Origin of the sequence: Trichloromonas sp. (genome assembly GCF_041583255.1) — a bacterium.
Classification (GTDB): domain Bacteria; phylum Desulfobacterota; class Desulfuromonadia; order Desulfuromonadales; family Trichloromonadaceae; genus Trichloromonas.
Map to the genome: position 1 here is coordinate 1 of NZ_JBFHGD010000110.1, position 11,033 is coordinate 11,033.

At 60.2% G+C, this 11,033-nt stretch carries 14 protein-coding genes; 10 read left to right on the forward strand and 4 right to left on the reverse strand.

Translation table 11 applies throughout. From position 1 onward, the window contains the following. Positions 1-357: 357 nt before the first annotated feature. The 3 genes from tsaA (at position 358) to ABYV89_RS10085 (ending at position 3,265) form a co-directional block, all read left to right on the forward strand. Entirely contained in the window at positions 358-876 is a 519-nt protein-coding gene (gene tsaA / locus ABYV89_RS10075; protein WP_432822837.1) for a tRNA (N6-threonylcarbamoyladenosine(37)-N6)-methyltransferase TrmO, read from the forward strand. A gap of 284 nt (positions 877-1,160) precedes the next feature. Beyond that, positions 1,161-2,606 (forward strand): DUF294 nucleotidyltransferase-like domain-containing protein, encoded by a 1,446-nt coding sequence (locus ABYV89_RS10080; RefSeq protein ID WP_432822824.1) that lies wholly within the window; start codon positions 1,161-1,163, stop codon positions 2,604-2,606. A 254-nt stretch (positions 2,607-2,860) separates the two neighbouring features. Next, on the forward strand, positions 2,861-3,265 hold the full coding sequence (locus tag ABYV89_RS10085; RefSeq protein ID WP_432822825.1) for a UPF0158 family protein: 405 nt from the start codon (positions 2,861-2,863) through the stop codon (positions 3,263-3,265). 103 nt (positions 3,266-3,368) lie between these two features. Here ABYV89_RS10085 and ABYV89_RS10090 read toward each other — a convergent pair whose 3' ends face one another. From ABYV89_RS10090 to rsgA, 4 genes are all read right to left on the reverse strand, one after another. After that, positions 3,369-3,785, reverse strand: a complete 417-nt coding sequence (locus ABYV89_RS10090) for a rhodanese-related (seleno)protein (protein ID WP_432822826.1) — start codon at positions 3,783-3,785, stop codon at positions 3,369-3,371. A 24-nt stretch (positions 3,786-3,809) separates the two neighbouring features. After that, complete coding sequence (locus ABYV89_RS10095) at positions 3,810-4,220, reverse strand: GFA family protein (RefSeq protein WP_432822827.1); 411 nt, start codon at positions 4,218-4,220, stop codon at positions 3,810-3,812. A gap of 207 nt (positions 4,221-4,427) precedes the next feature. Beyond that, complete coding sequence (locus tag ABYV89_RS10100) at positions 4,428-5,003, reverse strand: DNA-3-methyladenine glycosylase I (protein WP_432822828.1); 576 nt, start codon at positions 5,001-5,003, stop codon at positions 4,428-4,430. A 2-nt stretch (positions 5,004-5,005) separates the two neighbouring features. Further along, positions 5,006-5,965, reverse strand: coding sequence for a ribosome small subunit-dependent GTPase A (rsgA, locus tag ABYV89_RS10105; RefSeq protein WP_432822829.1), 960 nt, complete (start codon positions 5,963-5,965; stop codon positions 5,006-5,008). 339 nt (positions 5,966-6,304) lie between these two features. On the opposite strand from rsgA, the gene ABYV89_RS10110 reads away from it, so the two are divergent. From ABYV89_RS10110 to ABYV89_RS10140, 7 genes are all read left to right on the forward strand, one after another. Continuing rightward, positions 6,305-6,667, forward strand: a complete 363-nt coding sequence (locus ABYV89_RS10110) for a DUF4398 domain-containing protein (protein WP_432822830.1) — start codon at positions 6,305-6,307, stop codon at positions 6,665-6,667. A gap of 32 nt (positions 6,668-6,699) precedes the next feature. After that, entirely contained in the window at positions 6,700-7,602 is a 903-nt protein-coding gene (locus ABYV89_RS10115) for an OmpA family protein (protein ID WP_432822831.1), read from the forward strand. A 224-nt stretch (positions 7,603-7,826) separates the two neighbouring features. Then, on the forward strand, positions 7,827-8,621 hold the full coding sequence (locus ABYV89_RS10120) for a sulfite exporter TauE/SafE family protein (RefSeq protein WP_432822832.1): 795 nt from the start codon (positions 7,827-7,829) through the stop codon (positions 8,619-8,621). Between the two features lie 155 nt (positions 8,622-8,776). Further along, positions 8,777-9,790, forward strand: coding sequence for a [citrate (pro-3S)-lyase] ligase (gene citC / locus ABYV89_RS10125; protein WP_432822833.1), 1,014 nt, complete (start codon positions 8,777-8,779; stop codon positions 9,788-9,790). Then, on the forward strand, positions 9,790-10,053 hold the full coding sequence (gene citD, locus ABYV89_RS10130) for a citrate lyase acyl carrier protein (RefSeq protein ID WP_432822834.1): 264 nt from the start codon (positions 9,790-9,792) through the stop codon (positions 10,051-10,053). Before citC ends, citD begins: the two co-directional genes overlap by 1 nt. Before the next feature lies 1 nt (position 10,054). Next, positions 10,055-10,525, forward strand: coding sequence for a PPC domain-containing DNA-binding protein (locus tag ABYV89_RS10135; protein WP_432822835.1), 471 nt, complete (start codon positions 10,055-10,057; stop codon positions 10,523-10,525). Positions 10,526-10,530: 5 nt separating this feature from the next. After that, the coding region (locus ABYV89_RS10140) for an HpcH/HpaI aldolase/citrate lyase family protein (RefSeq protein ID WP_432822836.1) at positions 10,531-11,033 on the forward strand (503 nt) is incomplete at its 3' end.

An 11,033-nucleotide genomic window follows, 5' to 3' on the forward strand; every position in this document is an offset into this window, starting at 1 on the left:
CCGGCGAAGGCTACTTCCGCCTCAGCGCCTTCGGCGACAAGGAAAAGGTCATTGAGGCGGTGGAACGAATCAAGCAGAAGTGGGGCAAGTAAAAAGATGAAAGGGCGGCCGACGAGGCCGCCCTTTTTTGTGTGTGGCTAGACCCTCCGGCAAGGATGTAGGTTGCCGACGATAGGGTACACGCCCCATTTTCCTATTGCCACCTTCCCGCACTTGCGCTAGCATCCCCGCCATTCTCAGAATCGTTCGAACCATAGCAGCCGCCTCGCCGCTCGTATCACCTGGCACGTCCGCAATCGCGTCCCGACTTTCTTTGCCGATGAAGCCCGGAAGGCCCTTTTGACTCAATCTCCTGACATGACCCAAGACGCCCATTTCAGCTATCGCCCCATCGGCATCCTGCGCTCCCCCTATGTCCGCCGCATCGACGCGCCCCATCAAGGCACGGTGGCGGCTGGGACGGAAACCGGTGAGTTCGCGCTGGCCACCCTGGAGCTTGGGGATTGGCTGGACGCAAAAGTGGTTCAGGATCTGGGCGGCTTCGACCGGCTTTGGCTCATCTTCGCCTTTCATCTGAATGAAGGCTGGAAAAGCACCGTCAAGCCCCCCCGGGGCGGACCGAAGCGCGGCATTCTGGCCACCCGGGCCCCCCATCGCCCCAATCCCATCGGCCTGTCGGCGGTGGAGCTGGTCAGGATCGAGGGACGAACCCTGCACCTGCGCGGCGTGGACCTGTTGGATGGCACACCGGTGCTGGATATCAAACCCTACGTCCCCTACGCGGATGCCTTCCCGGAGTCCAGGGCCGGCTGGATCGACGAGCTGGATGCGCAGCAGGGGCGCTATTCTGCGCCGGGACCGCGAAAACCCAGGTAGCGCCGCGTGCTGCCGACGACTGCAGCCGTGGGGTGTTCGGCGACAGGAAAAAGGTCATCGAGGCGGTCGAACGGATCAGCAGAAGTGGGACAACAGGATAAAAAAGGGCAGCCAAATCGGCCGCCCTTTTTTAATGTCTATATCTGACACGCCCCTTGACGCCGTTCAATTCGCCCCTAAGATTAGAATATGCGTCCCAATGCTGATTGAGGATTTTCTGAGACGGGCGGTTCTGGACTGAAGCCTCGGAGCATGCCTGCTCAAGCTGACGGAGGGAACCTGCCATGATCATCGAAGAGCATATCTATGCCCGGCCGGTGAAGGACTTCTGCCGGCGGTCCCTGATCCTCTGTTCGGTCGACGACCCGATCCAGGAAACGGCGGCGATCATGTCGCAGCGGGGGATCTCCAGCGTGGTGGTCTGCCGGCAGGGAGAGCCGGTAGGGATTTTTACCGACCGCGACCTGCGCAAGAAAGTGGTGGCGGTCGGGGTGGACCCCCGCACCCTGCGGGCCGGAGCCATCATGAGCGCCCCGTTGATCATGGTGCGGGAAGATGATTTTCTCTTCGAGGCGGTCTACCAGATGTCCCGGCACGGGATTCACCGCGTCGGGGTCGTCGATGCCTCGGGCCGTCTCTGCGGCATGCTCACCGAATCGGACCTGATCCGGGTGCAGACCAACTCGCCGCAGCGGTTGGTGCGGCAACTGGAAAGCGCCGAGGGCATCACGGATTTGCAGATGGTTCACCGCGAAATCGAGGACCTCGCCCGCTCGCTGCATCAGGTGGGCGTGCCCACCCGCGACCTGATGCGCCTGATTTCCCACTTGAATGACCAGATCGTACAGCGGCTGATCGAGCTGCTGCGCAAGGAACGCTTTCCCAATTTGCCCCAGGATTTCGCCTTTGTCGTGCTGGGCAGCGAGGGACGCGGCGAGCAGACCCTCAACACCGATCAGGACAACGCGCTGATCTACGCCGACGATCTGCCGGCCGAAGAGGTGGCACTGCTTGAATCGTTCTCCGAGGCGCTGACAGCAGCACTGATCGAAGTTGGCGTGCCCGAGTGCCCTGGCGGCATGATGGCGAAGAACCCTTTCTGGCGCCGCAGCCTGACGGAATGGCTCAAGGGAGTCGACCAGTGGATCACCCTGCCGGACAGCGAAAATATTCTGCACTTTTGCATGCTCTGCGATCTGCGGACCCTCTATGGCGAGCCGGTGTTTGAACAAGCGGTCAAGGCTCATATTTCCATGCGGGCGCGGAAGGAGACGGTTTTCCTGATGCAGCTGGCGGCCCGGGTGCTGAAGTACGTGCCGCCGCTCGGCCTGTTCGGCGGATTCAAGGTCGAAAAAGGGGGCGAGCACCAGGGACAGATCGATCTCAAGACGGCGGGGCTCTACGCCATCACCGAAGGGATCAGGGTGCTGGGCCTTTCCGCCGGCCTGGTCGGGGGCGGGACACTGGAGAAGATGGAGCAACTGCGGGACCTTGGGGTGCTGAGCGTTGAACAGTTCGAAGATCTCAAGGCAAGTTTCAACATGCTATGCCAGTTACGGTTGCGAGGGCAGCTGGAAGCGATCAGCAAGGGGGAGGAAATATCCAACCACATCTCTCCCGATGCCCTCAACCGCGTGGAGAAAGGGCGGCTTCACGTGACCCTGAAAGTTGTGAAATCTTTTGAGGCGTTCATCAAATCCCACTTCCGCCTGAATATCGTTCCGGGCTGAACCTCGGGACTTCTCTTGCCACGGCAAACCCGGGCTAGCTGCAGTCGCCTCAAGCACGGAAAATGGACGCCCAAAAACTTTATTTGCGGGTTAGCCGATGGCAGGCAGGCCAAAGTTTTCCCCCATGAGCCCCCTGCCGTTGTCACCGCGAAGACAGCGCCAATGATCGACTATTTGCAGCTGTCAGAAGCGGTCAAGGCATGCTACATTCTGCAGCCCACGTCACCGTGTAAAAAATACCCGACGGAGCCCTCATGGCCTATGACAAAATCGACGATGCCTTTCACTATATCAGCGACGCCCCGCCCGGCGAACGGACGGCAGCGGTGCACCGGCTTACCGGCCAGGTTTTTCTCGCGTCGCACAAAGCCGGGTTCGACGAGCGGCCGGCCGGGAGTGAAACCGACCCCGACTACCTGACCATCCCCCACCGCCAGGACCTCGACCCGGGAAAGCCGCTGCTGCTGGAATTCGTCCGCAGCCACTGCCCGGCGGAGCTGGCGCGGGTCGAGGCGCTCTTTGCCCGGCCGGGAGCGTTTCGCAACGTCAAGGACCTGCTGCGGCGCAAGCACCTGCTGGCAAACTGGCAGATTTTCGAGAGCCAGCAGATCGAGGCGCTGCTGCGAAAGTGGTGTACGGCAAAGGGCTTGCCTCTGTAAGCGACAAAGAGGACAGGCCGCCCCTCGGGCTGTTCATAAAAAGAGGAGCCCGCCAGGTGGCGGACTCCTCTTCTGCGTTGCGGTTCAATTGCCGGGGCTGCGGCTACTTCGATTCTACCGGGTAGCCCTTCTCCAGCCAGGCGTTCCAGCCTCCCTCGAGGGCGTAGACCCTGGTGAACCCCATCTCGGTCATCGTCAGTGCCACACGGGCACTGGTCGCTTCGCTCGCTCAGGCGCAGTAGAGGACGAACGTTTTCCCCCTGTCGTAGCCGGCGGCCCAATGGTCCGGTGTTTTTGGGTCAGCTCGCAGCGCCCCGGCGATTTTCTGACCGCTCCCCTCCCAGTCCGAATCCTTGCGTACATCGAGGATCACCAGCGCCGGATCCCCCATCATTGCCTTGAGTTCCTCCACCGTCATCCGGGCAGGCTCTCCGGGTGTCCCGGCGGGAGACTTCCCCATCCCGGTCAGAAACAAAGCGGCGATTGCCGCCAACAGCAGCAGAATCCGAACTCTTTTCATCTCACTCCCCTTTCGCTTTGAGGTTTATCCCCCGGGCGACTGCTCGAAGTTTTTCATCTGCATGATCTTCGGTACCCAGGAAAGCATGTTCTCACAGTGGGCGTTCAGCGTCGGGGTGACGATGGCGGGATTATCCAAAGCCCCGACAGGAAGAATCAGTTTCCCCGGCAGATCGACATGCTCGTTGTAGACCGGGGTGCCGCAGATGCGGCAGAAATACTTCGTGGCCCTGTCGCTCACCTGGTAGCGGGTGACCTCCCCGTCCCCCCCGGCCAGCTTGAAATCGCTCCTGTCGACCATGACGAGGGTGGAAAATGCACTCCCTGAGAGCTTTTTGCAGCTGTTGCAGTGGCAGTTCACCGCCATGGAAATCGGCCCGGCCACCTGAAATTTCACCCGGTCGCACTTACAGGAACCGCTCATTGTTTCGGGCATACAGCGCACTCCCTTCGAGCAGAAACGGTTACCGGCGACCAGCCTTGCGAAACAAGATGGAAGCCGGCCAGTCGTCGCCCCCGTTAAAAAAAAGAAGGAACCGCACTGATCCCGTTGCTGCCGGTCCACTCCCAATGTGAGTCTATCAGTGGCGAGGAAAAAATCAATTGAGGGGGGGCACTGGAGTATGGCGGTGTGACGGATGGCTCAGGCTGGTGCCTGCTTCAGCTCAGCGTGACGGAAACAGTCGACGACGTGGTCATTGACCATCCCCACCGCCTGCATGAAGGCGTAACAGATGGTCGGGCCGACGAAATTGAATCCCCGTTTCTTCAAATCCTTGCTCATGGCGTCAGACTCGGCGGTTCGGGCCGGCAGTTCGGCCAGCGACCGCCACTCGTTCTGCCTGGGCTGATGCTCGACATAACGCCAGAGGTAGGCGTCGAAGGAACCGAACTCCTGCTGGAGGGCAAGGACCCCCCGGGCGTTTTTTACCGCGGATTCGATCTTCAGCCGATTCCGCACGATGCCAGAATCGGCGAGCAGGCGCTGAAGGTCCGCATCTGAATAGCGGGCCACCCTTTGCGGATCAAAACCGTGGAAAGCCCGGCGATAGTTGTCCCGTTTCTTGAGGATCGTCAACCAGCTCAGCCCCGCCTGGGCCCCCTCGAGAACCAGAAATTCGAATAGCAGCCGATCATCGTGAACGGGCACGCCCCATTCCTTGTCATGGTAGCTCAGATACAACGGGTCGCTGCCGCACCATGCGCATCGCTGTTTCATCCTCAGCCCTTCCGGCCCCGGCTGCGGGCCTGAGCCTCGCTGGCTTCGACTTCGTCGAGAATCTCCAGGTAGGCGGCATAGCGGTCGGCCGGGAGCTTCCCCTGCGCCACCAGCGCACTGACGGCGCAGCCCGGTTCGGTGCGATGCCGACAGTTGCGGAAGCGGCAGTTCTCGGCCGGGCTCTGTCCGAAACCGGGAAAGTAGTGGGACAGTTCCTGCACGGAGATATCGACCAGGCCGAAATCGTTGAAACCTGGGGTGTCGATCAACTCTCCTCCGGCGGCCAGTGAATGCAGGGTGGAAACGGTGGTGGTATGACGCCCCCCGCCGGTATGCTCGTTGAGGGTTCCGACCTGCAGATCGATCTCCGGGCAGAGCGCGTTGAGCAGAGAGCTCTTGCCGACGCCGGTGGTGCCGACAAAGGCGCCCCGGTGCCCTCCGGCGAAGAATGCCCGCAGTTCATCCAGCCCCGCTGCGGTGGACGCGCTCAAAGGGAAAACTTCGACGGAATCGGCATAGGCGGCGGACAGGGCCGCGACCAAGTCGGCGGAGACCTCAAGATCGCACTTGTTGACGACTAAAAACGGCTCGAGTCCGGCGGCCCGCGCCGCCACGATCGCCTGGTCGATAAAACCATTCGGCGGCGGGGGCGCGGGAGAGACGACAATACCGACCACATCGAGATTGGCCCCGACCAGATGGACTCCGCCCATGGCATCCCGGCGGCGCAGTTCGGTACGGCGGGGCAACCGCTCGAGCACCTCGTCCTTCACCAGTACGGCATCGCCGACCACATGCCCAGAGCGGCGTTTGACCCGCACCATGCAGCGTTCGCCGCTGCTGAAACGGACCTCGACGGTGATGCCGTGGTGGGCGATGATGATCCCTTCTCCGTCCGGAAGGTGCGCGGACGGAGCCTTCGATGCGGGGGCGCAGGCAGCTTTTGGTGACGACTTACTCACAGCAATTCCTTGTGTCCTGTGTATTTCTTGTTCCGACCCGGAATCATGGCGTGCTGCGAAGGTAACAGCGGAACATTCGCTAGTCAACAAATCATCATGCAACGTAGGCACAGATGGGATCTAATTAAAAAATAACAGCAAATAGTTAATTTGCCTCCCCCTCAAAAAATAATCCACCGGATGATTTTCCGCAGCAATTATCAAGGGCGCCAGATTGACTAAGAACCACAATGTGATACAATATTATTAGACACATCCAATGCTGTTTCGCTTTACTCATTGGGATTCGTCCCCCTCAACCCATCGATAAAAAAAGGAGGCAAGATGCGCACATTGTCCTTGCTCAACCTGCTGGCAATGATCCTGTTTGCCTGCTTGCTGGTCGGCTGTTCATCCAAGGTCCCACCACCGACACAAAAGCTGGCTCTTTCCGCAGCGGCCATCAACCAGGCAGAAGCTTCTGGTGCCGTGGAGTTTGCTCCGGTCGAAATGCGCTCGGCCCGAGAGAAACTGACCCAGGCCCGGACGGCCATGAACCTGGAAGAAAACCATAAAGCCTTGCAATTGGCCGAGCAGGCCGAGGTTGACGCCCAATTGGCCGAAGCCAAAGCGCGGACGGCCAAAACACAGAAGGCTGTCAACGAGCTTCAGGAGAGCATTAAAACTCTTAAAATGGAAATCGAGCGCAAGGCCAAACCTTGAGCCCAGACCTGACCCTTACCAGGAGGTTTTTTATGAATCGTAAAAGCCAATTTGTTTGCTCTCTGGCCCTTGCCGTAATGGCCTGCGCCCTGCTGGCAAGCTGTGGGCCACCGATGAAAAATGCAGATCTTGAAAAAGCCCAGGCGGCTTTCGCGGAAGCCAAAATGGACCCGGTCGTGGTAAAAAAAGCTCCCCTGGGACTGCAAACGGCTGAAGCCTCTTTGCTGAAGGCAGAAAAGCTCTTGAAAGCCGAAGCCGAACCGAAAGATATCAGCCACCACGCCTACTTGGCACTGCAACGCACGGCCATCGCCAAAGAAACAGCCAAGCAGAAAGTTGCCGAGGAAAGCATTGAAGCTGCCAGCAGCGATCGCGCCAAGGTTTTGCTTGAAGCCCGTACCGATGAGGCCGAAAAGGCCCGGAAGAAAGCAGAAGAGCAGACCACCCTGCTGCAGGCTAAAACGGCAGAGGCCCAACAGGCCACAGACGCTGCCAAGGCCGCTGAAGCACGAGCGAAACAACTTGAAGCCGAAGTGGCACAGCTGCATGCGACTAAATCCGAGCGGGGCCTGGTCATCACTCTCGGGGATGTGCTCTTTGATACCGGCAAGGCAGAACTTAAAGGCGGGGCGGTGGTTACCATCAGTAAAATCGCTAATTTCATGAGAACCTATCCGACTCGCAAATTACTGGTGGAAGGTTTTACCGACAGCCGTGGTTCCGAATCCTACAACCTTGACCTGTCGGAGCGGCGGGCCAACGCCGTGCGCACGGCGTTGACCGCTAACGGCGTTGAAACCGAGCGGATTTCTGTTCGTGGATATGGAGAGACCTTCCCGGTTGCAAGTAACGAATCGCCGGAGGGCCGTCAGCTCAATCGCCGGGTAGAAGTCATTATCTCCGATGAAGATGGACGCATCATAGAACGACGCTAAGCCCCTCCGTCGTTACCAGAAGATTCAAACAGACAAACGGCAGGCCACTCTTCGGCGGGTAGTCTGCCGTTTTATTTCGCTACAGAACGAAAACAAAAACAAAGGATTACAACATTGACAAATCAGGCGGGGACACATGGTCCGCAACCTGACGCTTTTGCTCCCTGTTGCAATGTGCTATAAAAGAGGATCAGTCATCACCCCATTTCCATGGAGAATCATTCGTGACCTTCTGGTTACTCTACCTGGCCACCGGGGCCTTTGCCGGCGTGCTGGCCGGCCTGCTCGGCGTCGGCGGCGGGCTGATCATCGTCCCCCTGCTCAGCTTCATTTTCACCGCCCAGCACCTGCCAGCCCCCTTCATTCTTCACCTGGCCCTCGGCACCTCCCTGGCCAGCATCATGTTCACCTCCGTCTCCAGCCTGCGCGCCCACCACTCGCGAGGCGCGGTCAACTGGCAGGTTGTCAAGGGGATTTCCATCGGCATCCTCACAGGCACCTTCTGCGGTTCCTGGGTCGCCGCCCAGCTTTCGACCGGTTTTCTCAGGGCCTTTTTTGTCGCCTTCCTCTATTACGTAGCCCTGCAGATGCTGCTGAACATCCGCCCCAAACCGTCCCGCCAGGTCCCCGGCAGCAGCGGGCTGTTCGGCGTGGGGAATGTGATCGGCGGCGTCTCGAGCCTGGTGGGAATCGGCGGCGGCAGCCTCTCGGTGCCCTTTCTCGTCTGGTGCAACCTGTCGATGCATAACGCCGTCGGCACCTCCGCTGCCATCGGTTTTCCGATCGCCGTAGCCGGGGCGGTCGGTTATACCCTCAACGGCCTGGCCGTCCCCGACCTTCCCTCCGGCAGCCTGGGCTTCGTTTACCTGCCGGCTTTGGCCGGCATCGCCCTGGCGAGCATCTGCACGGCGCCGCTCGGCGCCCGTCTGGCCCACAGCCTGCCCGTAACCCGGTTGAAAAAAGCCTTCGCCCTGCTGCTGTTGCTGATGGGAACCAAGATGCTCGCGGGGCTGCTCTAGGCTCAAGGTGTTCACGGGGCTGAAAGCAGCCGGTTCCCGCAAAGGGCCCTTGTTTTCAACTCGCGCAATACTCCGCCCGGTCCCCTGCGCAAAAAAAATCCCGCCGCCCTGAAAAGACCATTGGTATACATCATTCGTATGCTAATACTTTTAGCATGGTCACTGAACTGATGAGCCGGCGCGAGCTCGAGCAGGCAAAAAACCTGATCGAGACAAACGGCCTGGCCTTTGAACGCAACTACGACACCCTGGTCGGGATATTCGAGGGTCGACAGCTCGTCGCTGTGGCGGCACGGGACAAGAACATCCTCAAGATGTTTGCCATCGCCGACTCGCACCAGGGCGGCGCCTGCCTCGGCGAACTCGCCACCGAGCTGATCCGCAGCGGCTTTCCGGCCGGCTACGACAACTTTTTCGTCTTTACCCGTCCGCAAAGCGCCGCCTCCTTTGCGGCCCTCGGCTTTGCAACCCTGGTGCAGCATCCCCAGGCGGTGCTGCTCGAATACGGCGGCGCCCTCCCCCGTTACCTTGAAAGCCACAGCACACTGGTGCGACCGGGCGCCAACGGCGCGGTGGTGGTCAACTGCAACCCTTTCACCCGCGGCCACCGCTACCTCATCGAACAGGCCGCCGCGCAGGTCGAGCATCTCTATGTCTTCGTCGTGCGCGAGGATCGTTCGGCCTTCCCTTTTACGGTGCGCCTGCAGCTGGTCAAAGACGGGGTGGCCGACCTGCCCAACGTGTCCGTCCTCGACTCCTCCTACTACGCGGTGAGCGCGGTCACCTTCCCCGGCTATTTCCTTAAGGATGACCGGACCGTGGCCCGGGTGCAGATGGAGATCGACCTGACCCTTTTTGCCCGGCATCTGGCCCCGTTTTTCCACATTACCCGGCGCTTCATCGGCACCGAGCCCTACTGCCGCACCACTCGCAACTACAGCGCAGCCATGAAGGAACTGCTTCCCCGCTACGGCATCGAGACGGTAGAGATCGAGCGCATCAACGCCGGCGAGCAGGTGGTGAGCGCCTATCGCGTCCGCGAACTGCTCAGGCGCGAAGCCTATGAAGAACTGCGCGCGCTGGTGCCGCAGACCACCTACAACTACCTGATGTCCGACCCCGCGGCGGACATCCGCGCCAAACTCAGAATTTACGACAGGAGACACTGATGGAAATTCGCAAAAAGGTGCAGGCCGGCACCATGCAGTCGAGCGACCTGATGGTTTTTCTCGAACCGGCCGCCGAGCTCTCTATTGCCATCGAATCGACAGTCAAGCGCCAGTTCGAGCATCTGATCCGGCAGCGCATCGAGGCGGTTCTGGCCCGCTTCGAGGTTACCTCTGGCGCGGTGCGTGTGACCGACCGCGGCGCCCTCGATTACGCTATCGAGGCCCGCCTTGAGGCGGCTTTGCAGCGCGCCATGGAGGACTGAGATGACCGGGATCTGGTACAAGGAGTATGCACAGGGGCGGCGCTTCATCATCAAGATCAGCCCCGGCCAGCGGGTCGGCGAGCAGCTGGTTAAATTCGCCGAGGAAACCGGACTAAAGAACGCGGTGATCATCTCGGCGGTCGGCTCGCTGAAAAACGTTCGTTTTCGCGGCATCAAGACCGGCGCCAAACGGCCGATCACCCCGCCGCGCATGCAGGTTCACGAGGTGGAGGGACCGCTGGAACTCTGCGGCCTGGAGGGCAACCTCTTCCCTGATGAGAAGGGGAGCGTCGACAGCCACCTGCACGTCATGGTCAGCAAATCGTCGGGTGAAGTGATCGGCGGCCATCTCTTCGATGCCGAGGTCTTTGCCACCTGCGAGATCATCCTGACCGAAGTTTTGGTCGAGGGGATCGAGCGCCACGCCTCGAAGACCGGTGGCGTTTCGACCATTTACATAGACGAGGAGTAACCGCCATGTCCGAATTCCGCCTGCGACGGACCCTGCTCTACGTGCCGGGAAACATGCCGTCAATGCTGCAGAACATCCCGATGTTCGATTGCGACGGCGTCATCATCGACTTAGAAGACGCCGTTCCCTACAGCGAAAAGGACGCCGCCCGAGTGCTGGTGCGACGCTTCCTCGAAGGCTGGCGGGAGCGCAATAAAGAGGTCATCGTGCGGATCAACCCCCTCGACACTAAGTGGGCGCTGCTCGACCTCAAAGAGGTGCTGCCGGCCCTGCCCGACGGCATCCGCCTGCCCAAGGCCGACACCCCGGAGATCGTCGAGCGCCTCGACACCCTGCTGACCGAGTTTGAAGAAGAATTGGGAGTGGAAATTGGCCGCTTCAAGATTCTGCCGTCGATCGACAGCGCCGCCGGGGTCATCAACTCGGACAAAACGGCCCGCTGCTCCAAGCGCATCATCGCCCTGGCCTTCGGCGCCGAGGACTACACGGCCAACCTGGAGATCGAGCG

What these genes read in the sequence shown, in the direction of transcription:
- ABYV89_RS10115 (WP_432822831.1), top strand. Translation starts at nt 6,700, where the DNA reads ATGAATCGTAAAAGCCAATTTGTTTGCTCTCTGGCCCTTGCCGTAATG.
- ABYV89_RS10080 (WP_432822824.1), top strand. Translation starts at nt 1,161, where the DNA reads ATGATCATCGAAGAGCATATCTATGCCCGGCCGGTGAAGGACTTCTGC.
- citD (WP_432822834.1), top strand. Translation starts at nt 9,790, where the DNA reads ATGGAAATTCGCAAAAAGGTGCAGGCCGGCACCATGCAGTCGAGCGAC.
- citC (WP_432822833.1), top strand. Translation starts at nt 8,777, where the DNA reads ATGGTCACTGAACTGATGAGCCGGCGCGAGCTCGAGCAGGCAAAAAAC.
- ABYV89_RS10085 (WP_432822825.1), top strand. Translation starts at nt 2,861, where the DNA reads ATGGCCTATGACAAAATCGACGATGCCTTTCACTATATCAGCGACGCC.
- ABYV89_RS10095 (WP_432822827.1), bottom strand. Translation starts at nt 4,220, where the DNA reads ATGCCCGAAACAATGAGCGGTTCCTGTAAGTGCGACCGGGTGAAATTT.
- tsaA (WP_432822837.1), top strand. Translation starts at nt 358, where the DNA reads ATGACCCAAGACGCCCATTTCAGCTATCGCCCCATCGGCATCCTGCGC.
- ABYV89_RS10135 (WP_432822835.1), top strand. Translation starts at nt 10,055, where the DNA reads ATGACCGGGATCTGGTACAAGGAGTATGCACAGGGGCGGCGCTTCATC.
- ABYV89_RS10100 (WP_432822828.1), bottom strand. Translation starts at nt 5,003, where the DNA reads ATGAAACAGCGATGCGCATGGTGCGGCAGCGACCCGTTGTATCTGAGC.